Raw genomic sequence first — 23,568 nt, forward strand, 5'->3', positions numbered from 1 at the left:
GCGAGGGCGACCGGCGCGTCAGCCAGAGTTTTGGCTCAAGGCTTTAAGCGCATACAGCACGTCCAGCGCTTCGCGCGGCGTCAGACTGTCAGGATCGATGTCTTTCAGGCGCTCATCGCTGGCGCTGGGCCGGAATTCCGGTTCCGGGGCGAGGCTTGAGAAGAGCGGCAGATCCGCCAATGCCGCCGCGGGCGCGTCATCGCTTTCCAGCCTTTTGAGAATCTCCGTCGCGCGCTTCACAGCTGCTTTGGGCAGGCCGGCGCGCTTGGCGACTTCCACCCCGTAGGAGCGATCCGCAGGGCCCTGCTGGACCTCGTGCAGGAAGATCAGATCGCCTTTCCATTCCTTGGCCTTGAGCGAGCAATTGCCCGCCGCGTCCAGCTCGTCGGCCAGACGGGTCAGCTCGTGGTAGTGGGTGGCGAACAGCGCCCGGCTCTGATTGATCTCATGCAGGTGTTCGACCGCCGCCCAGGCGATGGACAGGCCGTCAAAGGTCGCGGTGCCGCGCCCGATTTCATCCAGGATCACCAAAGCGCGCGGCCCGGCCTGGTTGAGGATGGCAGCGGTCTCGATCATCTCCGCCATGAAGGTCGAGCGTCCGCGGGACAGATCATCGGCGGCCCCGACGCGGGAGAACAGCCGATCCACCAACCCGATGCGGGCGGATTTTGCGGGCACATACAGACCCGCCTGAGCCAAAATCGCCATCAGCGCGTTCTGGCGCAGGAACGTTGACTTGCCCGCCATGTTCGGTCCGGTGACCAGCACCAGGCGCGGATGATCCCCACCCGCGCCGTTCAGATGGCAGCCATTGGGCGTGAAGCGACCCTCGCCGGATCGTTCCAGCGCGCGTTCGACGACGGGGTGTTTGCCGCCCTCGATATCAAAAGCGAGGCTGTCATCCACCTGTGGGCGCTCGGCGCCAGTTTCCTCAGCCCAATGAGCGGTTGCGGCGGCCACATCCAGCCCCGCCAGGGCTTCGGCCGCGCGTCGGATGGACGCATCCAGCGTTTCGATGCGGGCGCGGAAGGCGTCAAAGATTTCAAGCTCCATCGCCAGGGCGCGCTCGCCCGCTTGGGCGATTTTCGCCTCCAGCTCGCCCAGCTCTGGCGTGGAGAAGCGCACGGCGTTCGCCATGGTCTGGCGGTGGATAAAGGCGGTGTCGCCCATCAGGGCGTCGGCGTTCTTGGCGCTGACCTCAATGAAATAGCCCAGCACATTGTTGTGTTTGACTTTCAGCGCGCTGACGCCGGACTGCTGGGCGTAGGTCGCTTGCAGACCCGCCACCACGCGGCGCGATTCATCCCTCAGTCCGCGCGCTTCATCGAGCGCCGGGGTCCAGCCCGGCGCGACGAACCCGCCATCACGCGCCAGAAGCGGCGGTTCAGCGACGAGAGCTTGTTGTGTCTCCTGCACCAGGCGCGCCAATTCAGGATTTTGCGCCAGCGACAGGGCGTCGAGCGCCTGGTTGATCGGCGCGGGCGGGGCGTTCAGCGGGTCCTTGGCGAAGCCCGCGATCAGCTTTTCGCCTTCTTTCAGCGCCCGGCTCAATTGCGCCAGATCCCGTGGCCCGCCGCGTCCCAGAAGCAAACGCGACAGACACCGCGCCGGATCGCCCGCCGCTTTCAGTCGTTCGCGCGTTTGTTCGCGCAAGCTTCGGTTCTCCAAAAAGAAGTGCGCCGCGTCCAGCCGGTCCTGAATCTCTGGCAAGTTCATCGACGGTCGCGACAGCCGGTCCGCCAGCAGACGCGCGCCAGGCGCCGTCAGGGTGCGGTCGATGGCGTCGATCAAAGACCCTTTGCGCGACCCCTGCAGCGTGCGATCGATCTCAAGGCTCATCCGGGCTGCAGGATCAATCACCATCGCGGCGCCGGACGGCAGGCTGAGCGGCGGGCGCAGGCGCGCAGGCGCGCCTGCCTGCGACAGTTCGAGATAATCCAGAAGCGCGCCGAGCGCAGACAATTCAGCCTTCGAAAAGGCGCCAAATCCATCAAGGCTTTGGACATTAAAGCGCTGCTTGAGACGACGCTCGCCGGCGGCTGAGTCAAACTTGGCCCGAGCGCGCGGTGTGATCACCGCATGAGGCGCCAGCTCTGACGCCAGCTTGGCGTCCTCGTCAGAGCACAGGACTTCAGACGGGTTGAGCGCGGCCAGTTCCGCCTCCAACCCCTCATTGCCGACGCGCATGCTGGCGAACTCACCGTCTGACACATCCGCCCAGGACAGGGCGCACTCGCCCGTCGCCAGGCGCGCGATGGCGGCGATGCGGTTGGCGGCGCGGGCCTCAAGCAGATCATCTTCGGTCAGCGTGCCAGGGGTGACGATGCGGGTGATGCCGCGTTTCACCACCGATTTCGCGCCGCGCTTCTTGGCTTCGGCGGGGTCTTCCATCTGCTCGCCGACGGCGACCTTGAAGCCCGCCTTGATCAGACGCGACAGATAGACGGGGGCATTGTGAACGGGCACGCCGCACATGGGGACGGGTTCGCCCTGGTGCTCGCCGCGCTTGGTCAGCGCAATGTCGAGCGCTTCGGAGGCGCGCACGGCGTCGTCAAAGAACAGCTCGTAGAAATCGCCCATGCGGTAAAAGAGCAAGGCGTCCAGCGGCGCTTCGGCGCGCAGCTCCAAAAACTGCACCATCATCGGCGTCCCGCCCTCAGGGGTCGGGAAAGCGCGGGCGTTCAGGGCGATCGGATCGGCGTGTGACGTCATGGGCGCAAGGTAACCGCGCCGCCGCCCGCCGCAAGTGTGACAGCGCGTGATTTGCTGTACGCCGCGAAGCGGCTAGTGTGCAGGTCCACACCTGTCCACCGCCCTTTTTTCCGGATCCGCCATGACTGACCGCCGCTCCCGTGTCGATGACGAAGAAGCCCTGAACTTCCACCGTTTCCCGAAGCCCGGAAAACTGGCGATGACCGCCACCAAGCCCATGGCGACCCAGCGTGATCTGTCGCTGGCCTACAGTCCGGGCGTGGCTGCGCCGGTCAAGGCGATCGCCGAGGATCCTGACCTCGCCTACGATTACACCTCCAAGGGCAATATGGTCGCCGTGATCTCCAACGGCACCGCCATTTTGGGCCTCGGCGATCTGGGCGCGATGGCGTCCAAGCCGGTGATGGAGGGCAAGTCGGTGCTCTTCAAGCGCTTTGCGGATGTGGATTCCATCGATATCGAGGTGGATGAAAACGATCCCGAAGCCTTCATCGAATGCGTGCGCCGGTTCGGCGCCAGCTTTGGCGGCATCAATCTGGAAGACATCAAGGGTCCCGATTGCTTCATCATTGAAGAGAAGCTGCGCGAGCTTCTCGATATCCCGGTCTTTCATGATGACCAGCACGGCACGGCGATCATCTCCGCCGCCGGGATCATCAATGCATGCGAGCTGTCGGGTAAGGATATCAAGGCGCTGAAAGTCGTCGTGAACGGCGCCGGCGCCGCCGGCATCGCCGTGCTCGAATTGCTCAAGGCCATGGGCGTGCAGCACGACAACGCGATCCTGTGCGATTCCAAGGGCGTCATCTTCAAGGGCCGCGACCACGGCATGAACCAGTGGAAATCCGCCCATGCCGCTGACACCGATGCGCGGACGCTGGATGAGGCGATGAACGGGGCGGACTGCTTCATCGGCCTGTCGGTCAAAGGCGCGGTGACCAAGGAGATGGTGCGCTCCATGGCCGCTGATCCGATCATTTTCGCCATGGCGAACCCCGATCCCGAAATCACGCCCGAAGAAGTGCGCGAGGCGCGTTCGGACGCGATCATGGCCACGGGCCGGTCTGATTATCCCAATCAGGTCAACAATGTGCTGGGCTTTCCCTATATCTTCCGCGGCGCGCTCGATGTTCGCGCGCGCACCATCAATGAAGAGATGAAGATCGCCGCCGCCAAGGCGCTGGCCGAGCTGGCGCGCGAAGACGTGCCGGACGAGGTCGCCGCCGCCTATCACGGCGCGCGCCCGACTTTCGGCAAGGAATACATCATCCCCGCCCCGTTTGATCCACGCCTGATCAGCCATGTGCCGCCCTATGTGGCGCAGGCGGCGATGGAGTCCGGCGTGGCGCGCAAGCCGATCTCGGATATGGAGCAATACAAGGCGGCTCTGGCGCGCCGGCTCGATCCCACGGCGGCGATCCTGCAATCCATTCAGGATGATGTACGGGCGGGCGAGCGCAAGACGATCGTCTTCGCTGAAGGCGAGGAACCCTCCGTCATCCGCGCCGCCTACGCCTTCCAGAACCAGGGCCTTGGGGATGCGATCCTGATCGGCCGGGAAGAGACGGTTCACGCCAATATGCGGCTTCTGGGGGTTCAGTCCGACGCCATTCGGATCGTCAATGCGCGCCTGTCTGACAAGAACGCCGACTATGCCGACTTCCTGTTCCATCGCCTGCAGCGTCAGGGTTATCTGCGCCGCGACGTGCAGCGCCTTGTGAACAATGACCGAAACGTCTTCGCCGCCTGCATGCTGGCGCTGGGCGATGCGCACGGCATGGTCACTGGCGTCACGCGCAACTACGCTCAGGCGCTGGGTGATGTGAAACTGGTGCTCGACACGGCTGAAAATGAGCGCGTCATGGGGATGAGCCTGGTGCTGTCACGCGGACGCACGCTGTTTATCGCCGATACCAACGTCACTGAATTCCCGAGCCCTGAAGCGCTGGCGGACATTGCGGTGGAGACGGCGGCGGCGGCGAAACGCTTCGGCGTCACCCCGCGCGTGGCCTTCCTGTCGTACTCGACCTTCGGCAATCCGTCCGGCGACCGGGCCGACGCCATCCAGAAAGCGGTCAGCTATCTTGATGAGCGGGGCGTGGATTTTGAATACGAGGGTGAGATGAACGCCGATGTGGCGCTGGATCCTGACCATCGCAGGCTCTACCCGTTCTCGCGCCTCACCGGCCCGGCGAACGTGCTGGTCATGCCCGCCATTCACTCCGCCTCCATCGCCACCAAGATGATGCGCGCCGCAGGCGGCGCCACCGTTTTGGGGCCGATGCTGGTTGGGCTGGAAAAACCGGTGCAGATCGCGCGTCTGGGCGCCAGTGTGAACGACATTCTCACCCTCGCGGCGTTGGCCGCGCATGACCTCTCAGACGAGCGGGCGGAGAAGGCGGCGGAGTGATTACTCCGCCTTTTCGCCCTCGGCGGCGTTGTCGGCGGTGCGGCGTTCGGCGAATTTGAACTGTCCCTTCGCCGCCGTCGGCCCCCATCCCAGCACCAGTCCCAGCAATACGGCGGCGGGCACGGTCCAGCCCGCGGTCAGGATGAAGAACCACACCCAGCCCACCTGATCAGCGAGCACGCCGGAAAAGCCCGCCATGAATTTGGGCAAGAGGGCGTAAAAGGAACTCAGGAGCGCGTACTGGGTGGCGGCGTTCTCCGGGTCCACAAGGCTCGAAAGGTAGGCGATGAACACCGTCGTGACGAACCCGCCCGCCAGGTTGTCGCCGACCACCGCAATCGTCAGCTTGCCCAGATCGTCAGGCCCCGCAGTGGCCGCCAACCACGCATAGGCGCCATTGGTGATCAGGGTGATCACCAGACCGATCACCAGCGCCCGCATCATGCCGAAGCGCAGGCTGGCCAGACCGCCGAGGAACAAGCCTGTCATGGTAGCGATCAGGCCCGGCCCGCCTTGAATGCCGCCTACGGCGTCACGTGCGAAACCCAGATCGGAATAGAGCGGCGCCGCCATCACCCCCATGGTGAAATCACTGATCCGATAAAGCGTCACCAGCAACAACACCGGCAAAAGCCACCAGCCGAGCCGCCCCATGAATTGTTTGAACGGGTCGACCACCGCCTTGACGATTTTCGTTGGCAGGGACCCGGTCAGGGCATGCTTGTACGTCCCCGTCGCGGGTTCTTTCATCAAGAAGACCAGGCCCGCAGACAGCGCCATGGCTGCGGCCATGGCCAGGAAGGACCAGTCCCAGTCCGCCCATTCGGAGATCGCGAGCCCGAGCCCCGAGGTCATGTAGGCGACGCGGTAGCCCAGCGAATAGGCGGCGGCCATATTGGCCTGCATGTCATTGGGCGCGCTTTCAATGCGCCAGGCGTCGATGGCTACATCCAGCGTGGCGCTGGAATAGGCGAGCAGGAAGGCCGCGATCGCCACGGGCGCGAGGCCTTGTGTCGGATCGGTCTGGGAGATGATCACCAGAGCGATGACCGTGCCGGAAATGGCGGTGACGATCCAGGATCGGCGCGGCCCCAGAAGTTTGGCGAGGAATGGAATCTGCACCCGGTCAATGATCGGAGCCCAGAGGAATTTGAGGGTGTAGGACAGCGTCACCCAGTAGAAAAACCCGATGGTGGAGCGTTCGATCCCGGCGTCGCGCAGCCAGTAGGACAGCTTCTGGAACACCATGTAGAGCGGCAGGCCGGAGGCGAAGCCCAGCACGATCATCGAGAGCATGACCGGGGTGAAATACACCCGCACGGTTTGCGCCCAGCTGCGCGCGGGCGGGTCTGTTTGCACGGTCATGATGATCCCTCGTCTGGTGCTAACCGAAACTGGCCCGGTTTTGCGGGGCGCACAAGCCGGTGAGGATCTCGATCAGGGCCTGGGGCTGCAAGGGCTTAGTCAGGAACGCGTCCATGCCGGCGGTCAGACAGGCTTCGCGGTCGTCTTCTGTGGCGTTCGCGGTCAGCGCGATCAAGGGCAGCGCCGCGACCGGGCTCTTGAGACTGCGAATGGCGGCGGCGGCGTCCAGCCCGCCCATTTCAGGCATGCGCATATCGAGGAGCGCGGCGTCAAACTGGCCACCCGCGACGGCTTCCAATGCGGCGCGGCCCGTATCGACCACCGCGACCACCGCGCCCAGACGGGTCAGAACCGTACGCGCGATCATGGCGTTCACCGGGTCGTCTTCGGCCACCAGAATATTGAGCCCATCCAGCGCGCGATCGGGCACGCTGGGAGCGGGAGGTTCTTCGGGTTCGATCTCAAGCCCTTGGGCGTAAGCGGCCAGCGAGCTGAGCCGGACCGGCGAGACCAGCCAGCCATCAATGCCGGGCGGACCGTCCTTGTGGGTGAAGCGGTCCTTGGTGCGCGGTTCGGCCAGCACCAGAATGCGCAGATCCGGCGCCAGCGACTTGAGCGCGGGGGCCTGGTCGGCCCAGTCCGCATCCAGGATCAAGGTGGCGGCGTCCTCGGTCTGGGTCACCAGATCGGAAATGGCGTAGACCGATGCTGTCTCAAGCGCCTGTCCGCCCAGGGCCTGCGCTTTCAAGGACAGCGCTTCGCGGCGAATGTCGGAGGGCGAGGCGATGATGATGGTGCGGTCCGCCAGCGGGCGTTCGGTCGGCGGCGGCGACACGGCGGGGGCCGGAAAGCGCGTCCAGAACACCGCGCCCTGGCCGGGTTCGGAACTGACCCCCACATCGCCTTCCATGGCCTCGGTCAGGCGCTTGACCATGGCCAGGCCCAGCCCGGCGCCAGGGGTGGCGTTATGCTCCGCCGCGCCGCGCTCGAAATGCTTGAACAGGCTGGATTGATCGTTCTTGGCTATGCCGGGGCCGGTATCCTTGAACGCGAGGCTCAGCTCGCCTCCATGATAGCTCGCCTGCACCAGAACGCCTCCGGTTTCGGTGAACTTCACGGCGTTGCCGCCCAGATTGAACAGGATCTGCCGCAAGCGGGCGGGGTCGGCGCGAATTTCAGCGGGCACGTCAGCGCTGATGGCGTGGGCGAGCGCCAGCCCTTTTTCCGCCGCGCGGGTCGAGAGGATTTCGCACGCATCTTCGATCAGGCTGCGCAAATCGACCGGTTCGGCCCGCAAGGTGAGGCGTCCCGCCTCCAGCCGTGACAGGTCCAGAATATCGTCGATCAGGTTCAGCGCATGCTGGGCGCTCGAGCGCACCGCTTCCAGGTAAGCGGCCTGGTCGGGATGAAGGCCGCTGTCTTTCAAAAGCGCTGCGGCGCCCAGCGCGCCCGATAGGGGCGTGCGCAATTCATGGGTGACCGAGGCGAAGAACACGGACTTGCCCGCCGCGGCTTCGCTGGCCTCGGCGCGTTCGCGGCGTTCGTCGCTGACATCGCGTCCAATGGCGACGGTGCCGCCAGTCTCAAGCGTGGTTTCCGACCATTCAATCCAGGCCGCTCCGGCCCGTGTGCGCATCGCGGCGTCATACCGCCGGGCCTGGCCTGACGAGCTGAGCGCGGGGGCCACGGCGAACCAGCGCCCGATCCAGTCCGAACGCGTGCCGCCAAACGCATTGAGAAAGGCGGTGTTGACCTCGGTCACACGTCCCGAGGCGTCCCGGGCAAGCACGAGCTCCGCCATCGCGTCCAGAAGACTGCGCTGAGCGGTCGTATCTTCGGCGGCGGGGTCCCATTCACGCGTCATGAACCTTGTGTACGCGCCGCGCGTTAACGAAGCGTCGAAAGCGACGCCGATCCTTTCATGGCGGCGGGAGTGGAGACCGCCTGCCCTTGCGAAGCGGCGCGGCGGGCGCTCAGCGCTTCGGCCACATGGATGCGCCGCACCTGTTCGGATTGATCCAGGTCCGCCAGGGTGCGCGCCACCCGCAAAACACGGTGATAGCCGCGGGCGGTCAGCCCCATCGCCTCGCACGCGCGTAACAGGAGCGCGCGCCCCGGTTCGTCAGGGCTGGTGTGCCGGTCAAAGGCTTCGCCGCTGAGATGAGCGTTCAGCGCGCCGCGTTCGTTCTGGATGGCGCGGGCTGCGGCCACGCGCGCCGCAGCCTCCGCCGTGCCTTCAGGGGCGGGGGGCAAAGCTAGATCCGCCGGCGTCACGGGCGGAATGTCGATCTGCAGGTCGATCCGGTCCATCATCGGGCCAGATACGCGGGCCTGATAGCCTTGGGCGCATTTGGGGCCGCGGGCGCAGGCCTGCCCGTTTTCGCCCGCCCAGCCGCAGCGGCAGGGATTCATCGCTGCGATCAGTTGGAAACGGGCGGGATAGGTGATGCGGGCGTTGGCGCGCGCCACGGCGATTTCGCCGGTTTCCAGAGGTTGGCGCAGGCTGTCGAGCACCTGAGGGTGAAATTCGGGCAATTCGTCCAGGAACAGAACGCCGTGATGCGCCAGGGACGCTTCGCCAGGCCGGATGCGCGTGCCGCCGCCCACCATCGCCGCCATGGAGGCGGAATGATGCGGCGCGCGAAACGGGCGATTACGCGACAGGCGCCCCCGATCAAGCAGGCCCGCCACCGATTGCACCATCGACACTTCCAGCAGTTCTGACGAGGTGAGCGGTGGCAGAAGGCCGGGCGCGCGGGAGGCCAGCATGGATTTGCCAGCGCCGGGCGGGCCGACCATGAGAAGATTGTGCCCGCCCGCCGCAGCGACTTCCAGCGCGCGCTTGGCGGTTTCCTGTCCGCGAACTTCACGGAGATCCCGGCACGGATCAGCTTCGATCAGATCACCGGGCGCTGGCCGGGACAGCACCTGTCCGCCCTTGAAATGATTGACCAGCTGGATGAGCGAGGCGGGCGCCAGGATAGGCAGCTCGCCGCCGGCCCAGGCGGCTTCCGGCCCGCAGCTTTCAGGGCATATGAAACCCAGATCCTTTTCTTGCGCCAGCATGGCGGCGGGGAGTGCGCCCGGCGAGGGCGACAATCCGCCATCGAGCCCCAGCTCGCCCATCACCAGATGCTCGGCCAGCATATCCACGGGCAACACGCCCATGGCGGCCATCAGGCCCAACGCGATCGGCAGGTCGTAATGGGCGCCTTCTTTGGGGCGGTCGGCGGGGGCGAGATTGACGATCAGGCGCTTGGACGGCAGCGACAAACCGACGGCGGCGAATGCGGCGCGAACCCGTTCACGGCTTTCTGCGACCGCCTTGTCGGCCAAGCCTACGATCATGAAGTTGGGCATGCCGCCGGCTATCTGGACCTGAACGTCCACCAGCCGCGCCTGGGCGCCGTCGAAAGCGGCGGAGTATGTGCGAATGCCCATGGCGCCCTCATTCAATGAATCTGATTACTCAAACAACACGGTTAACGCGAGTTATCCACAATACGCGGAACAGAGATGTTCAAAACAGGAACATTAATAGAATAAGTGACGATTAGGGGTCAACCTATAGGAGAATTTTTTTCTATGTGACGCGTTTCAGGCTGGCTTTGCAACCCAAACCTTAATCACTTCCAGGCCCGCTCAAGCCTCGGGATCAGCAGACAGATCACAGGCCTGCGCCTGTTGCGCGCCGCGCGCAGGCAAGTTGGGCGTGACGTCGGGGGCCCGTGTGAGAACCACCACACGCTCAACACCCTCCACCAGCGCAGCGTGGGCGGCGGCGCGATCACTTTCCGCAGAGCTGCGCGCGAAGCCCAGCAGATAGACGACGCCGGAGTGAGTTTCGATATTGAAGTTGAGGCTGCGAATGGCGCTGTCGGACGCGAGTCGCGAGCGCACTTGCTGGGTGATCCAGCCGTCTCGTGTGGCGTTTGTAAGGCCGCGTCGCCCGCCCAGTTCGATCTGATTGGAGACCGAGCGGACGCTCTGAACGGACCAGGCGAGGCATTCAGCATACACCCGGTCTTCAGCGCGCGGTGCGCGTCCGGTCAATAACGCGACGCCTTCAGTGATCTCCACGTCCACGCCGTTGAGCGCATAGCCCTCGGCGCGCAGCATGGCCGATTTGAGCGACACGGAGGCGTTGAAATCATCAACCTGCCGTCCCACCGAACGCCCGGGTTGAAACGCCGCACAGCTGGTCAGGACCACAGTCGCAAGAACAAGAAGGACAATTCGGATCACGGTCATGAGATTTGTCTTTCTGTGGGAGACGGAGACGGTCAATTTATCCCCGGGACGTGAGAATTGGGTTAACCGAGCGTTACCGCTTCAGCTTTTGTCCCGATCAGATCAGTCCGACCAGATCCTCAGTCTCGATCATGAAGGCGCCTTTTATATGGCGCGGCCAACCGTGTTCGGGCCAGGCGATGACGTCAAAACGCGGCTGCAGGGCCGCCAGAGCGTCATGACGGCTGCGCCACAGGGCGGCGGCGCGGATCAGCCGGCGTTTCTGAGAGGTTGTGACGGCGGTCAGCGCATCGTCAAGACTGACCCGATGTTTGACCTCGATAAAGGCCAGAACCGGTCCGCGGCGCGCGACCAGATCAAGCTCGCCGACCCCGGTTCGCGCCCGCTGATCTAGGATGCGCCACCCTCTGAGCTGCAGCCAGAGCGCACTGAGCGCTTCGCTGCGCCGACCTCGACGTTCCGCGTTGCGTCGGGCTTGTGTCATGACCGCGTCACCCGCTGCGCGCATGCTTGCCCCTGACGCAGCCGGGGGTTAGCTTCGGCGCGGACAAAGGCGGCGCCGCACTGCGCCGGTCGGGGGGAAGAGGTGGCCGTCATGGTTGAAAGCTTTACACCTATAGCGGGCAAGGCGCGAGTCGGCTCAGCTCTGGCGGCGCTGGGCGCCGCGCTTCTGCTGAGCGCTTGTACGGCCTCTACGCCCAGCGCACCGATCCAGACCGTGCCGGATCGCCCGGTCGTGGGCGCGCCGCCGCCGCCAGCGACACTGCCGGTCGAACTGGCTGATCGTGGATACACGCCCGCCTTTCTGGAGGGTGAGCCGGATCTGGTGAGGGTCGCGCTCTTGCTGCCATTCAGCGCGTCTTCTTCCGCAGCGCGAAACGAAGCGGCGCAATTGCTGCGCGCCGCAGAGCTGGCGATCTTTGAACGCGGCGGGACCAATCTGGTGCTTTTGCCAAAAGATACGGCCGGAGATCCAGCAACGGCCCGTACGGCGGCCGAATCCGCCATTTCAGACGGCGCTGATCTGATCATTGGTCCCCTGTTTCAGGACGCAGTCGCAGCCGCAGGCCGTGCTGCACGCGACGCGGACGTGCCGATGCTCAGCCTGTCCTCCTCCAGCGCCGTGGCCGGTGACGGGGTGTATCAGCTGAGCTTCCCGCCCGATGAAGAGGTGCGGCGGGTGACCGAGTATGTGGGCGCGCTGGGCGCGACCCGTTTCGCTTTCATTGGCCCGGCTTCGGCGTATGGCCAGGTGACCCAGGCCGCCTACGCAGAAACCATTGAAGACCTGCTCGGTGAGTTCCCGCTGCCTGAAACGGTGATGCTGGAAGAACCGGTGTCTGATGAGGAAGACGCAGAGACGATCCTGGTTGAACGCACATTCGACACGGGCCTGGTCGCCAGCCAGTTCTATGATGGCGGCGTGTCGGCGATGACGGAGGCTGCGGCCCGTCTGGCGACTGTGGGCGTCGAAGAACTTGATCCCGCCCAGGCGGCGATGATGAGCGGCGCGAATTGGGCGCCCTCTCCCGGGTCAGCTTTCCAGGTGGTGCTGCTGCCCGAGGGCGGCGATCAACTGCGTATGCTGGCGCCGGTGCTCTTGTATCAGGATATTGACCCGCTTCTGGTGAAGTTTGTCGGCACCGGCCAATGGCTTGATGACTCCCTGGCGCGAGAACCAGCGCTGGCGCATGGCTATTTCGCCGGACCTGATCCTGAGGCCCGCACTCGCTTTGAACAGGTCTTTGAAGAGTATTATGGCGCAACGCCGTCTCGTCTGGCGGGGCTTAGTTATGACGCCGCTTCGCTGGCGGCCTTGCTGGCCGAGGGCGGTTATGGCGCAGATCGCCTGACCGGGGCGGACGGGTTTGTCGGCGTGGACGGATTGTTCCGCTTCCGTGAAGACGGCACGATCGAGCGGGGGCTCGCCGTGTATACAGTCCGTGGCGGGGGCTTCCGGGTTCTCGACCCTGCGCCGGAACGCTTTGGTCCGGCCGACATGTCTGATGATGACATGTCTGGCGCGGACACGATGGATAAGCCTGTCACAGACCCGGCTTTCTAGGCGTCGAAATCGGGGATCAGCGCTTCGGCGACATGATCGGCGAATGCGCGCCCGGACTCTGTCAGGACGAGCCTTGATCCGGTTTGCCTGATCAGCGACTGGGCTGTCATGCGCTCAAGCCCGTTAGGGTCAGGTCTCAGCCCGGTGCGCGCGAACAGGCGATCAAGGTCCAGACCATCCTCGGTGAGCCGGATGCCCATCAGCAAACGTTCAGTCAGCTCCGCCTCGGCGTTCAGCTGCTCGCGCTCATGAGCGTCTCCCTCGGCGACGCCCGTGATATAGGCGTCCGGGCGCAGTCGGGCCGCTGCGCCTTCTCGTCCGCCGCCATCGAACCCGCCCGTGCGTGAATGCGCGCCCGGCCCGATTCCGATCCAGTCTTCGCCTTCCCAATAGAGCCGATTATGCACCGACTGATCGCTCCGGCTCCGGGCGTGATTGGAAATCTCATAGGACGGCAGGCCTGCCGCCGCGCAGACAGATTGCGTTAGGGCGTACATGTCCGCAGCGGCGTCATCTGTGGGCGGCGTGAGCGAACCGCGTTTCAGTTTGCGCTCGAAGGCGGTGCCCGGCTCGATGGTCAGCTGATAGAGCGACATGTGACCGGTCCCGAAGCTGAGCGCTGTCTCCAGCTCGGTGCGCCAGTCCTCTGGCGTCTGTTGCTCACGGGCATAAATCAGATCGAGCGACACCCGCTGAAAGAGGCTTTGCGCGCTCTCAAGCGCCTGAAGCCCCGTGCGCGCATCATGATCGCGGCCCAGACGTTTGAGGCTGGCGTCATCCAGCGCCTGAACGCCCAGCGACATCCGCTCCACCCCGGCGGAGGCGATGCCGGCGAAACGCTCATGCTCCATCGGATTGGCTTCCAGCCCGATTTCACAGCCGTCTTCAAGCCCGAACAGGGCGTCGGCCTGCTCCAGGATCGCAGCGATGGCCGCCGGCTCCATCAAAGAGGGCGTGCCGCCGCCAAAGTGCACGCTGTGGATCGTGCGCGGCCCCAGCCTGTCGCGCCAGTGCGCCAGATCGTCGAGCATGGCGGCCAGCAGCGCCTCAGGTTGCGCGTGGGCGGCCTTGTAGACGTTGAAGTCGCAATACGGGCAGATGCGCGCGCAATAGGGCCAGTGCACATAAAGACCCAGGCGTGCAGGAGCGGGACTCATGCGCCGAACACATCCTCAACCAGCAGGCGGAAAGCGTGGGCGCGATGGCTCATGGCGTGTTTGATCGCCGGATCCATCTCGGCGAAGGTCAGCTCATGACCGTTGGGAACGAAGATCGGATCGTAGCCAAATCCCTTGTCGCCTCGTGGGGGGAAGGAGAGATGGCCGCGCACCTCACCTTCATAGACGCGGGTCTCGCCATCCGGGTGCGCCAGCGCCAGCGCGCACACAAAGCGGGCGCTGTAATCTGTGGCCTGGCGAGCCTCAAGCTCTGTGCGGACTTTGTCCATCGCGGCGCCAAAATCGCGCGGCTCTCCGGCCCAGCGGGCGGAATAAATGCCGGGCGCACCGTCCAGCGCAGTGACTTCCAGCCCTGAATCGTCGGCCAGAGACACCAGTCCGCAGGCCACCGCGCCCGCCCTGGCTTTGAGAAGCGCATTGCCGGTGAAAGTTTTTTCAGTCTCTTCAGGCTCGGGCAAACCCAGCGAATCCGCCCCTTCCGCAACCAGTCCATAGGGGGCGATCAGATCGGCTATCTCTTTGATTTTGCCTTTGTTATGGCTGGCGATCGCCCATTTGGGAGCCGTCGAGAAAAGGGTCATGGAAGGGCGTCCTTTCATCCGTACATATCGCCTTTCGAAAAATTCATATCGATTTTCGATATTTTTTTGTTGCGAAGCGATAGGACGTGGTCTACATAGATACTCGTGGCGAGGGGGAAACACCCCGGACCACACCGAAGACCCCCGGCGATAAAGGATCGGAACGGCTTCGGAAACTGGTTGGTCGAACAAGAGACTTAGGAGAGTATGAGATGGTCAGGTCCAAAAACAATGCCGGTCACAGCGCAATCGCAATGGTGATCAATCTGGCTCTGGTGGCGGGCGTTTTCGCCGGCATGGCCGCCGCAGTCAGCTCGCTGGTCGGTTAATGAATGTCCGGATCGAAGGCCGGGTGAGACGAGACACGCCGTTCCTCCCCTCGCGGAAGATGTCTCGCCGCCCGGTCGACGATCCAGCTAACAAGCCCTTGGGGGATGCATGAAGACGCTGGGTCAGGGATCGCTGGCTTCACTGCTGAAGATCCTCCTCGACATCGTCTATTATCTGCTTTGGGCGGTATTGGGGCTCGCCAGTCTCATTATCGTTCTCATTGTGTTTGGCGGGATCTCCCGCCTTTTGGGTTTTGGCTCCGATCTGCCGCTCAGCATCCGCCAGTTTCTGGCGATGGATGTGGTGCTCGCCCTGCCGCTCGCTATTGCGGCGCTCGCAGCGGTGACCTTCGTGGTGGACCGGTTGCGCCGGATCATGGCGACTTTGATCGCCGGCGACCCGTTCGTTGAAGAAAACTCCAATCATTTGCGCGCGATCGCCATCGGCATCGCCGTCTATCAGCTCTTGCACTATGGGGCGCACGGCGTCCTGTCGCTGATGATCACCCTGTTGGGCCGCCCCGTTGAAGGCGGCGCTCGCGTTGTTCCCGAATTCAGCCTGAATCTCGGCGCCTGGTTTGCTGTGCTCGCCATGCTTGTGTTGGCGGAAATTTTCCGCGAAGGCACCCGCATGCGTGAAGAGCAGAAACTGACGATTTAGGGAGCGCGGAACACACATGCCCATTCGCGTCACCCTGGACCGTATGCTGCTGGATCGCCGCATGTCACTGACCGAGCTGTGCGATCGCGTCGGCATCACCATGGCCAATTTGTCGATCCTGAAAACCGGCAAGGCCAAGGCCGTACGCTTCTCCACGCTGGAAGCCTTGTGCCGTGAGCTGGATTGCCAGCCCGCTGATCTTCTCGTTTTTGAGGACGAGGACGAAGAAGAGTAAGAGGCGGACAGCGCATAGCCGCCCGCCTGCTTTCAGGCCTGTTTACTGGCCGAGTGCCTTGAGCTGGGCCGCGCACAGATCGGTCACGCCCCGGCGCGCGAGGGCGAAGATCTGGTCAAACTGGCTTTGGGTCATCGGCGTGTCTTCCGCCGTGGCCTGCACTTCGATCACGCCGCCACTGGACGTCAGCACGAAATTGGCGTCGGTTTCCGCCACCCGGTCTTCCTCATATTCCAGATCCAGCACGCAGTCGCCGTTCACGACGCCCGCAGAGACCGCAGCGATCTGAGCGATGACCGGATCGGTTTTCAGAACGCCTTCTTCCATCAGGTAAGCGACGGCCGCTTTCAGGGCGAGCCAGGCGCCGGTGATCGCCGCGGTGCGAGTGCCGCCATCGGCCTGCAGGACATCGCAATCGACGACGATCTGACGTTCTCCCAGGGCTTTGAGATCGACCGCCGCGCGCAGCGAACGGCCAATCAGGCGCTGAATTTCCTGCGTCCGGCCAGAGGGTTTTCCCGATTGCACTTCACGGCGATTGCGCTGGTGTGTGGCGCGGGGCAGCATGGCGTATTCGCCTGTCACCCAGCCCTTGCCCTGGCCGCGCAGCCAGGGCGGCACGTTTTCTTCCACCGACGCCGTGCACAACACTTTGGTGTTGCCGAAACTGATCAGGCAGGAGCCTTCGGCGTAAGGCGACCAGCCCATTTCAAAACTGAGCGGGCGCAAGGCGTCGGGTTGGCGGCCTTCAGGGCGCATGTGTCATCTCCGGGTGTTCGTGTGTCTGTGGCTCTCGTGTTAACCGAGCGGACGCGAAGGCGCAAAGCGCTTTGCGTGCAATCTTGGTGATTGCGCCGAACGGGGAGCGACACTAACTCTGAAAGCGTGATGACCCATCCAACGTCTTCTTCCTCCGGCCTGATGGCGCTTGATGAGCGCTCGCGCTCGATCTTCCGCGATCTGGTGGAGACTTATCTTGATACCGGCGAGCCGGTGGGTTCGCGCACCCTGTCCAAGACCTCCGGGCTGAATCTGTCGCCCGCTTCCATCCGCAATACGCTAGCGGATCTGACCTCGGCAGGATTGCTGGCCTCGCCGCACGTGTCCGCCGGGCGGATGCCGACGCATGCCGGTTTGCGCCTGTTTGTGGACGGTTTGCTGCAGGTGGGAGATCTGGAGGCGGATGACCGCACCGCGATCGACACCCGCGTCTCTGCCGTTGGGCGCCGTCCGGAAGATGTTCTATCAGAAGTCTCAAACCTTCTGTCCGGCCTGGCCGGCGGCGCAGGTCTGGTGGCCAGCCCCGCCCATGATGCGCCCTTGCGCCATGTGGAGTTCGTGAACCTGTCGCCCACAGAAGTGCTCGCGGTTCTGGTGACCGAAGACGGTAATGTCGAAAACCGGCTGATGCGTCCGCCGCCCGGCCTGCCGCCCGCGGCGTTGATCGAAGCGGGCAATTATCTCTCCGCCCGGCTCAGGGGCCGCACCCTGGCCGAAGCGCTGAGCGCCATTCGCGAAGAGATCTCCGCCAAGCAGGCCCAGCTTGACGGCGCGGCGTCCGCGCTGGTGGAGGCCGGTCTCGCCGACTGGGCGGGGCCTGAGCAGCGCACCCTGATCGTGCGCGGCCAGTCGCGGCTGCTGGAAAGCGTCGAGGCGGCGGAGGATCTGGAGCGCATCCGGCTTCTGTTTGATGATATCGAACGTCAGGAAGGTCTGTTGTCGCTGCTGGACGAAGCGCGGCAAGCGCAGGGCGTCCGCCTGTTCATCGGGTCCGAGAACCCGTTGTTTTCGCTGTCAGGATCGTCGGTGATCGTCGCGCCCTACAGAAATCGCGAGAACCAGATCATCGGCGCGATCGGCGTGATCGGTCCCACGCGTTTGAACTATGCCCGTGTCATCCCCATTGTTGATTACACCGCCCAAATGGTCGGCCGGCTTCTGTCCGGGCCGCGATAATCGCCCGTCCTGGTGAACCTTTGGGTTGACGATCACCCCTCTAGCCTTGAATGACCGCACGTATGAGCAACGAAAACCAGACACCTGAAACTGAAGACGCCGAACTGAACGCTGAAGCTGACGCTGCACACGCCGCCGACGCCGAACAAGAAGCGCCCGCGTCTGAAGAACCCGATCCGGCTGAGGAAATCTCCAATCTCAAGGACCAGCTGCTGCGCGCGCTGGCGGAGATGGAGAACACCAAGAAGCGCGCCGAGCGCGAAGTGAAAGACACGCGCGCTTACGCCGTGACCGGTTTCGCCCGCGACATGCTGGACGTGGCCGACAATCTGTCGCGCGCTTTGCAGTCGATCAGCGACGAGGCCAAGTCCGAAGCCGGCGAAGCGCTGAAAACCCTGCTGGAAGGCGTGGAGATGACCGAGCGTCGTCTTCTGTCGTCACTGGAGCGCCATGGCGTGAAGAAGGTGGAGCCCGCCCCCGGCGATGCGCTCGATCCGAACATGCACCAGGCCGCCGCCCAGATCCCGGCCGATCAGCCCAAGGGCGCCATCGCCCATGTGATGCAGCCCGGTTACAAGATCGGTGATCGCACCCTGCGCGCCGCCATGGTGGTGGTCAGCGCCGGCCCCGCCACCCCGCCTGCAGGCGGAGAGAACGAAGGCGGCGTCGACGTCAGCGCCTGATTGCAGCTTTAATTCGGTGTGTGCTCGACCACCCGACGCTGGAAATATGGATTTCCGGGTTGCAGGTCGAGCGCGCGCCGCATGCTGTGGAGCGCGGCGGCGCCTTCCCCAAGCGCCAGCTGCGCGTCCGCCAGAGAATCCCAGACATTGGCAGAGTCTGGATAGAGGCGCGTATTGAGCGCGAACAAGGTCTGGGCCTCGGCGGGGGCCTCTTCCAGGCGGTCATAGCCGAGCGCATTGAGCACAGCTTCTGAGCCTTCAAAGCCATAGCGTGTGTCGGAATTGTTCCACTCACGCTCGAATAGGGTAACCAGCGTTTGCGCAGACGCGTCTTCTGATCCGTACAGAAGGCTGGCGATGTGAGGACGCGGAGCCTCGCCTGACAACAGCGCACGCATCACCATCTCGCCAACATGAATAGTCAGTTCCCGATTGCCGACCTGGTCGGTGCAGGCCATCACTCCAACGCCGGCTTGCGGCGCGTAGCGCAGATTGGCCCGTGCGCCTCCGCCGCGATGGCCGATCGTCGTTTCTCCAGCTACATCTTCAAGGATGACGCCGAGCCCATAATTGTCTTGCATATAGGCCGGGTCCGTCAGTAGGTCCGCCAGGAAGTCGCGATTTGCGATTAGACCTGCGTTAAGGGCCTCAAAGATCCGCGCCATGTCAGACGCCGTTGTGACATAACCGCCGGCCGAGCTGATCATGGGCACTGACTTCGATCCGTCAGTGATCTGGCCATAGACCGTGTCATTTGATTGCGCCGGGCCGGTGAGGTGCTGTTCGACGAGCGCAGGCCAGGGCTGTCCCAATCTTGCCTCGGCGATCATTTCGGAGACCGCGTATCCGCTTTGCTGGTAGCGGGAATGTGCGCCGGGTTCAAAATCTAGCGGCAACTCGCGCACGATTTCATAGATGGCGGTGTTGCCGGCCTCGGGATCCTCCGCGATGCCGCTGAACGCCTCCTGCGTGACGATCATGGCGAGTCCGCTGGTATGGTTGTAAAGACGCCAGAGCGGGATATCGCGCCATCCCTCAGGGCTATCTGTCAGCAGCTCCCCCACACGGGCGTTCAGATTGACGTCGCCATCTTCGATCAGCGAGGCGAGTGTGAAAGCGGTCAAGGCCTTGGTGGCTGAATAAAGCCCGCATTGCGACTGAGCCGCCACCGGGCCGTTTTCGAAAGACCCGAAGCCCTCGGACAGAATGACATCGTCTCCACTGACGACGCTGACGGCGAGACCCGAGACGCCATATGCCGCTCTCATGGTTTCGATTTCAGTTCTCAAGGCATCTGAAATGTCTGAAGCGTCTGACTGCGAGAGCGTGGTTGAAGCCAGCGCCAGGCTGGTCAGGATCGTGGAAAACATAACGTCCTCTGAAAATTTATTTTCAACAGAACGCTATAAGTAACCGTAGGACGAACAAGTGAACTTCATGTCATGAGGGTTTTGTCATCATTAGTGCGTGAGACTTTCCTGACCATTGGGATTGTTCACAAGTCTTGGCATGGACCATGGCGTAACAGCAAAACGGCGGCTCAGAGAGCCGCCCTTTTCTTGGCGTGAAGGGATTAGCGCGATGCTTCGTCCCGCAAGTTCCTGACGTTCTCTTCAGCCACGTCCGCGGCTTCCCGACCGCGATCCTCGGCGGTGTTGACGGATTCCGTGACCACTTCAGACACTGCGTCGAGACCGTACGCCAGGCCGCAGCGCGCATGATAATCCTGGATATGGCCTGAAATCAGTGTCAACGCGCCCTCTCCGTCGCTGGCGAGGATGCGCTGGCTGAGTTCAGTGCGCATCTCGGTGCGGCGCGAGCGTACGGCGCTTTGCAGCGTCCGCGTCGACTGGCTTTCCAGAATGGTGTCTTCCAGCGTGCTTTGCGCGCCGGTGAAGAAGGTGGAGATGCCCGCCAACAAGTTGGCGCTGCGTTGCGGCGCGGATAGGCCCGCCGCCGTTGAGGTTCCCAGCGCCACCAGGCTGAGCGAGGCGCGTGTGGTGTTCGCGGTGGTGGTGATGGAAGCGAAATACTCGTCACACTGCCGGTCGGATTCCGAAATCAGCAGCATGGCTGTGGCGCGGTCCAGACGATCGTTGCGCGGCGCGCTGGCGCGGGCGGCCAGCACAGCCGACGCCTCCAGCGGTTCGTCGCCGGTATGGTTGATCTGCAGGCTGCGCGCTGTTTCAGCAGAGAGCGTCAAGGGTCGCCATTGCGGCATCCCGTCAACCGCATCGCTGAACGAGCTGCAGCCTGTCAGACAAGCCCCAGCAGCAAGACTGAAAAGAATTCTGATCATGAACGCCCCCAGAGCTGGTTGATGGCCTCACCATATCAACCCATGGGGGAATGTGAATAATAATAGTACCCGCTTTCAGGCGCGGGTTTGAGTTTGGACGAGAAAAAAGGGCGGCTCATCGAGCCGCCCTTTTGCATTAAGTTGTTTGAAGGCCTAGCGGCGCGGGGCGCGGGTGCGCGGCTCGCCATTCGCCCAGAACGTGTCGCCCGTGCGGTAATCGGTGTAATAGGAGCGTCCCGAATACTGATCGTAGATCAGTTCTGAATGATTGGGATTGTTGGGGTTGTGGCCGCAGCCGCCCGGACGGGTGCACCCATAGGCCGCGCCAGCTGCAGCGCCGACGCCTGCGCCGATCAGCGCGCCGGTTTCCGCGTTGCCTGACCCCACATTGTTGCCGATGATCGCGCCAGCGACAGCCCCGACGCCTGCGCCCACACCAGCGCCGCGAACGCCCTGGTTGGTCGCACAAGCGGTCAGCGCCAGAGGCGCAGCGATCATGATAGCGATAAGACCTTTAGTCATGGCGCAAACTCCTTTGCTCGCGCCCATTCCCAGCCGGACGCTCGTGTCGATCATGTCAGGACAAGCTGGGCGGAAACAAGGCCCGGACGTGTCTGTTTGTTGAAATTTTCAGGTCACTCGGCGCAGGGTCAGATTGAGCCGTCCCGGCCGCCAGTCTGGCGGCAGCACCGTCGAGCTGCCTGCATAAATCCGGTCCACGCCATGATGAAAGCGGCGGCTTTCCCCGCCAAGCACCACCACATCACCGGAATTGAGGCGCAGCGAGCGCGTCGCCCCCTTGCGGGTCGGCCCTCCAAGACGAAAACGGGCCGAATCTCCCAAGGATACCGACACCACCGGCGCGGTCTTCGCGTCTTCATCCGCATCCACATGAAGGCCCATGCGCGCATCGGGCCCATACCAGTTCACCAGACAGGCCTGGGGCGGATCGGGCCAGCCTGAAACGGCGTCCCACAAGGCGAGCAGTGTTTCGGGAATGTCGGGCCAGGGCTGATCTGTGACCGGATGACGGCTCTGATAGCGATAACCGCCCTGCTTGTCGGTCATCCAGCCCAGCGGACCCAGATTGGTCATTTTCACGCTCAAGGGCTTGCCGGTGCGCGGCATGGCGGGCTGATACAGCGGTGAGCGCGCGACACGCTCTAAAATCTCAAGCGCCAGCGCGTCTTGCGCGTCGCGATCAAACCAGCCCGTGTGAAGGGCGAAACCGTCTGATGTCTCGATCATGGCGTGATCACGTCCCTGTCACGACTCCGCCAGCATGGTTCAGCTTTGCGGCCCGCCGGTCTAGGCTGGATCAGCTTTATTGCGGGGGAAGACATGATACCGTCCTGGGTGCTGGATGTTCTGGGGGTGATGGCGCAGCTCTTCATCGTTCTGGTCGGGGCCGTGGCTGCTCTGATCGTATTGTTCTGGCTTATTGATTCCAATCAACGCGCCGACGCGGTGCGCCGCAATTATCCGGTTGTGGGCCGGTTCCGTTCGCTGTTCATCCGGCTGGGCGAGTTTTTCCGAACCTATATGTTTGCGCTCGACCGTGAGGAATTGCCCTTCAACCGCGCCGAACGTGAAGCGGTGAACCGGATGAGCCAGGGGCATGGCAATATCATCCCGTTCGGCTCGACCAAATTGCTGACGCCTGTAGGTACGGTGCTGTTCGTCAATTGTGCTTATCCCGTGCTGGAACAGGATGTGGCGCAAACCCAGCCCTGCGAGTTCGGCCCCTACGCTGACACGCCTTATCGGGCGCCCTCTGTCTTCAATATATCCGGCATGAGCTATGGCGCTTTGTCAAAACCTGCGGTGCGCGCGCTGTCGCTGGGCGCGGCTAAGGCCGGAATCTGGATGAATACCGGCGAAGGCGGGCTCAGTCCCATGCATCTGGAAGGCGGGGGCGACATCGTTTTCCAGATCGGCACGGCCAAATACGGCGTGCGCGACAAGGATGGGCTGATGTCGGACGACAAGCTGCGCGAGATCGCCGCCCACGACACCGTGCGGATGTTTGAGGTCAAGCTCGCGCAGGGCGCCAAGCCGGGCAAGGGCGGCCTGTTGCCCGGCGAGAAGGTCAACAAAGAAATTGCGAAGATCCGTGGCATCGAACCGTTCAAGGATTCCGTCTCGCCCAATCGTCATCCTGAAATCTTCGATAATGGCTCGCTGCTCGATTTCATCGCCCATGTGCGCAGCGTCACCGGCAAACCGACAGGCATAAAGACGGTGATCGGCGCCTATGGATGGCTGGAGGAGCTGTGTGATCTGATCTGGGAGCGCGGGATTGAGAGCGCGCCCGATTTCATCACCATTGATTCAGGCGATGGCGGCACTGGCGCAGCGCCCATGCCGCTGATGGACAATGTGGGGCTGACCGTGCGTGAAGCCTTGCCGCTGGTCTGCGACATCCTCATCCGCAAAGGGCTCAAGGACCGGATCCGAATTGTGGTCTCCGGCAAGATGATCACCCCGTCCGGGGTCGCCTGGGCCCTGGCGGTGGGGGCGGATGCGGTGGTCTCCGCGCGCGGTTTCATGTTCTCGATCGGCTGCATCCAGTCGCTCAAATGCGACAAGAATACCTGCCCGACCGGTGTGACCACGCACAAGAAATCGCTTCAGCGCGGGCTTCAGCCCAAGCAAAAATCGGTGAAGGCGGCGGAATACGCCAAGGCGATGATCAAGGATGTGGAGATGATCGCCCATTCATGCGGCGTGCCCGAGCCGCGCGCCCTCAAACGCAAGCATGTGCGTGTGGTGGGCGCGGACGGGACGACCCGGCCGCTTGATGAGATCATGCCCTATCCAGAGGTGGAGCCGAGATCCTGAGG

At 63.4% G+C, this 23,568-nt stretch carries 20 protein-coding genes; 7 read left to right on the forward strand and 13 right to left on the reverse strand.

Annotated elements, in window-relative coordinates; all coding sequences use genetic code 11:
* Positions 1-18: 18 nt before the first annotated feature.
* On the reverse strand, positions 19-2,712 hold the full coding sequence (mutS, locus tag G405_RS0107535) for a DNA mismatch repair protein MutS (RefSeq protein WP_022700907.1): 2,694 nt from the start codon (positions 2,710-2,712) through the stop codon (positions 19-21).
* Between the two features lie 121 nt (positions 2,713-2,833).
* On the opposite strand from mutS, the gene G405_RS15345 reads away from it, so the two are divergent.
* The gene (locus G405_RS15345) at positions 2,834-5,122 is read left to right on the forward strand and encodes an NADP-dependent malic enzyme (protein WP_022700908.1); all 2,289 of its coding nucleotides are present in this window, start codon (positions 2,834-2,836) and stop codon (positions 5,120-5,122) included.
* On the opposite strand, the gene G405_RS0107545 is transcribed toward G405_RS15345, so the two are convergent.
* From G405_RS0107545 to G405_RS0107565, 5 genes are all read right to left on the reverse strand, one after another.
* Positions 5,123-6,487 carry an AmpG family muropeptide MFS transporter gene (locus tag G405_RS0107545; RefSeq protein WP_022700909.1) on the reverse strand — a complete coding sequence of 455 codons (1,365 nt, stop codon included), beginning with the start codon at positions 6,485-6,487 and terminating at the stop codon, positions 5,123-5,125.
* 19 nt (positions 6,488-6,506) lie between these two features.
* Positions 6,507-8,351, reverse strand: a complete 1,845-nt coding sequence (locus G405_RS0107550) for a response regulator (protein WP_022700910.1) — start codon at positions 8,349-8,351, stop codon at positions 6,507-6,509.
* A 23-nt stretch (positions 8,352-8,374) separates the two neighbouring features.
* Positions 8,375-9,928: a YifB family Mg chelatase-like AAA ATPase gene (locus G405_RS0107555; protein ID WP_022700911.1), complete on the reverse strand. Its 1,554-nt coding sequence runs from the start codon at positions 9,926-9,928 to the stop codon at positions 8,375-8,377.
* 201 nt (positions 9,929-10,129) lie between these two features.
* Positions 10,130-10,738 (reverse strand): BON domain-containing protein, encoded by a 609-nt coding sequence (locus G405_RS15350; protein ID WP_022700912.1) that lies wholly within the window; start codon positions 10,736-10,738, stop codon positions 10,130-10,132.
* A gap of 97 nt (positions 10,739-10,835) precedes the next feature.
* Positions 10,836-11,222 (reverse strand): YraN family protein, encoded by a 387-nt coding sequence (locus tag G405_RS0107565; RefSeq protein ID WP_028284630.1) that lies wholly within the window; start codon positions 11,220-11,222, stop codon positions 10,836-10,838.
* Positions 11,223-11,333: 111 nt separating this feature from the next.
* On the opposite strand from G405_RS0107565, the gene G405_RS0107570 reads away from it, so the two are divergent.
* Positions 11,334-12,803: a penicillin-binding protein activator gene (locus G405_RS0107570; RefSeq protein ID WP_022700914.1), complete on the forward strand. Its 1,470-nt coding sequence runs from the start codon at positions 11,334-11,336 to the stop codon at positions 12,801-12,803.
* On the opposite strand, the gene hemW is transcribed toward G405_RS0107570, so the two are convergent.
* Both hemW and rdgB read right to left on the reverse strand, forming a co-directional pair.
* Positions 12,800-13,960: a radical SAM family heme chaperone HemW gene (hemW, locus tag G405_RS0107575; protein ID WP_022700915.1), complete on the reverse strand. Its 1,161-nt coding sequence runs from the start codon at positions 13,958-13,960 to the stop codon at positions 12,800-12,802. The genes G405_RS0107570 and hemW overlap by 4 nt on opposite strands.
* A complete protein-coding gene (gene rdgB / locus G405_RS0107580; RefSeq protein ID WP_022700916.1) occupies positions 13,957-14,562 on the reverse strand; it encodes an RdgB/HAM1 family non-canonical purine NTP pyrophosphatase in 606 nt (201 codons plus the stop codon). Before rdgB ends, hemW begins: the two co-directional genes overlap by 4 nt.
* A 438-nt stretch (positions 14,563-15,000) precedes the next feature.
* On the opposite strand from rdgB, the gene G405_RS0107590 reads away from it, so the two are divergent.
* Together G405_RS0107590 and G405_RS0107595 are read left to right on the forward strand one after the other, a co-directional pair.
* Positions 15,001-15,552 carry a DUF2975 domain-containing protein gene (locus G405_RS0107590; RefSeq protein ID WP_022700918.1) on the forward strand — a complete coding sequence of 184 codons (552 nt, stop codon included), beginning with the start codon at positions 15,001-15,003 and terminating at the stop codon, positions 15,550-15,552.
* Between the two features lie 16 nt (positions 15,553-15,568).
* Positions 15,569-15,787, forward strand: coding sequence for a helix-turn-helix domain-containing protein (locus tag G405_RS0107595; protein WP_022700919.1), 219 nt, complete (start codon positions 15,569-15,571; stop codon positions 15,785-15,787).
* A gap of 42 nt (positions 15,788-15,829) precedes the next feature.
* On the opposite strand, the gene rph is transcribed toward G405_RS0107595, so the two are convergent.
* The gene (gene rph, locus G405_RS0107600) at positions 15,830-16,546 is read right to left on the reverse strand and encodes a ribonuclease PH (RefSeq protein ID WP_022700920.1); all 717 of its coding nucleotides are present in this window, start codon (positions 16,544-16,546) and stop codon (positions 15,830-15,832) included.
* Between the two features lie 129 nt (positions 16,547-16,675).
* Here rph and hrcA point away from each other — a divergent pair, with 129 nt between their 5' ends.
* The gene (gene hrcA, locus G405_RS0107605; RefSeq protein WP_022700921.1) at positions 16,676-17,743 is read left to right on the forward strand and encodes a heat-inducible transcriptional repressor HrcA; all 1,068 of its coding nucleotides are present in this window, start codon (positions 16,676-16,678) and stop codon (positions 17,741-17,743) included.
* Positions 17,744-17,805: 62 nt separating this feature from the next.
* On the forward strand, positions 17,806-18,426 hold the full coding sequence (gene grpE, locus G405_RS15355; protein WP_022700922.1) for a nucleotide exchange factor GrpE: 621 nt from the start codon (positions 17,806-17,808) through the stop codon (positions 18,424-18,426).
* An 8-nt stretch (positions 18,427-18,434) separates the two neighbouring features.
* On the opposite strand, the gene G405_RS0107615 is transcribed toward grpE, so the two are convergent.
* From G405_RS0107615 to G405_RS0107630, 4 genes are all read right to left on the reverse strand, one after another.
* Complete coding sequence (locus G405_RS0107615) at positions 18,435-19,796, reverse strand: serine hydrolase domain-containing protein (RefSeq protein WP_022700923.1); 1,362 nt, start codon at positions 19,794-19,796, stop codon at positions 18,435-18,437.
* A gap of 203 nt (positions 19,797-19,999) precedes the next feature.
* Positions 20,000-20,725 carry a hypothetical protein gene (locus G405_RS0107620; RefSeq protein ID WP_156861412.1) on the reverse strand — a complete coding sequence of 242 codons (726 nt, stop codon included), beginning with the start codon at positions 20,723-20,725 and terminating at the stop codon, positions 20,000-20,002.
* A gap of 153 nt (positions 20,726-20,878) precedes the next feature.
* A complete protein-coding gene (locus G405_RS0107625; RefSeq protein ID WP_022700925.1) occupies positions 20,879-21,247 on the reverse strand; it encodes a YMGG-like glycine zipper-containing protein in 369 nt (122 codons plus the stop codon).
* A gap of 108 nt (positions 21,248-21,355) precedes the next feature.
* A complete protein-coding gene (locus tag G405_RS0107630) occupies positions 21,356-21,973 on the reverse strand; it encodes an alpha-ketoglutarate-dependent dioxygenase AlkB (RefSeq protein ID WP_028284631.1) in 618 nt (205 codons plus the stop codon).
* A 93-nt stretch (positions 21,974-22,066) separates the two neighbouring features.
* Between G405_RS0107630 and G405_RS0107635 the strand changes: the two genes are divergently transcribed.
* The gene (locus G405_RS0107635) at positions 22,067-23,566 is read left to right on the forward strand and encodes an FMN-binding glutamate synthase family protein (protein WP_022700926.1); all 1,500 of its coding nucleotides are present in this window, start codon (positions 22,067-22,069) and stop codon (positions 23,564-23,566) included.
* Positions 23,567-23,568: the final 2 nt, after the last annotated feature.

This window comes from Oceanicaulis alexandrii DSM 11625, assembly GCF_000420265.1.
Lineage (GTDB): Bacteria > Pseudomonadota > Alphaproteobacteria > Caulobacterales > Maricaulaceae > Oceanicaulis > Oceanicaulis alexandrii.

Excerpts from the sequence above, each read along its gene's own strand:
- G405_RS0107620 (WP_156861412.1), bottom strand. The coding sequence starts at position 20,725 with ATGATCAGAATTCTTTTCAGTCTTGCTGCTGGGGCTTGTCTGACAGGC.
- G405_RS0107635 (WP_022700926.1), top strand. The coding sequence starts at position 22,067 with ATGATACCGTCCTGGGTGCTGGATGTTCTGGGGGTGATGGCGCAGCTC.
- G405_RS0107630 (WP_028284631.1), bottom strand. The coding sequence starts at position 21,973 with ATGATCGAGACATCAGACGGTTTCGCCCTTCACACGGGCTGGTTTGAT.
- rdgB (WP_022700916.1), bottom strand. The coding sequence starts at position 14,562 with ATGACCCTTTTCTCGACGGCTCCCAAATGGGCGATCGCCAGCCATAAC.
- hemW (WP_022700915.1), bottom strand. The coding sequence starts at position 13,960 with ATGAGTCCCGCTCCTGCACGCCTGGGTCTTTATGTGCACTGGCCCTAT.
- G405_RS0107615 (WP_022700923.1), bottom strand. The coding sequence starts at position 19,796 with ATGTTTTCCACGATCCTGACCAGCCTGGCGCTGGCTTCAACCACGCTC.
- G405_RS0107570 (WP_022700914.1), top strand. The coding sequence starts at position 11,334 with ATGGTTGAAAGCTTTACACCTATAGCGGGCAAGGCGCGAGTCGGCTCA.
- G405_RS15350 (WP_022700912.1), bottom strand. The coding sequence starts at position 10,738 with ATGACCGTGATCCGAATTGTCCTTCTTGTTCTTGCGACTGTGGTCCTG.
- G405_RS0107590 (WP_022700918.1), top strand. The coding sequence starts at position 15,001 with ATGAAGACGCTGGGTCAGGGATCGCTGGCTTCACTGCTGAAGATCCTC.
- rph (WP_022700920.1), bottom strand. The coding sequence starts at position 16,546 with ATGCGCCCTGAAGGCCGCCAACCCGACGCCTTGCGCCCGCTCAGTTTT.
- G405_RS0107555 (WP_022700911.1), bottom strand. The coding sequence starts at position 9,928 with ATGGGCATTCGCACATACTCCGCCGCTTTCGACGGCGCCCAGGCGCGG.
- hrcA (WP_022700921.1), top strand. The coding sequence starts at position 16,676 with ATGACCCATCCAACGTCTTCTTCCTCCGGCCTGATGGCGCTTGATGAG.
- G405_RS0107550 (WP_022700910.1), bottom strand. The coding sequence starts at position 8,351 with ATGACGCGTGAATGGGACCCCGCCGCCGAAGATACGACCGCTCAGCGC.
- G405_RS0107565 (WP_028284630.1), bottom strand. The coding sequence starts at position 11,222 with ATGACACAAGCCCGACGCAACGCGGAACGTCGAGGTCGGCGCAGCGAA.
- G405_RS0107625 (WP_022700925.1), bottom strand. The coding sequence starts at position 21,247 with ATGACTAAAGGTCTTATCGCTATCATGATCGCTGCGCCTCTGGCGCTG.
- G405_RS0107545 (WP_022700909.1), bottom strand. The coding sequence starts at position 6,487 with ATGACCGTGCAAACAGACCCGCCCGCGCGCAGCTGGGCGCAAACCGTG.
- grpE (WP_022700922.1), top strand. The coding sequence starts at position 17,806 with ATGAGCAACGAAAACCAGACACCTGAAACTGAAGACGCCGAACTGAAC.
- G405_RS0107595 (WP_022700919.1), top strand. The coding sequence starts at position 15,569 with ATGCCCATTCGCGTCACCCTGGACCGTATGCTGCTGGATCGCCGCATG.
- mutS (WP_022700907.1), bottom strand. The coding sequence starts at position 2,712 with ATGACGTCACACGCCGATCCGATCGCCCTGAACGCCCGCGCTTTCCCG.
- G405_RS15345 (WP_022700908.1), top strand. The coding sequence starts at position 2,834 with ATGACTGACCGCCGCTCCCGTGTCGATGACGAAGAAGCCCTGAACTTC.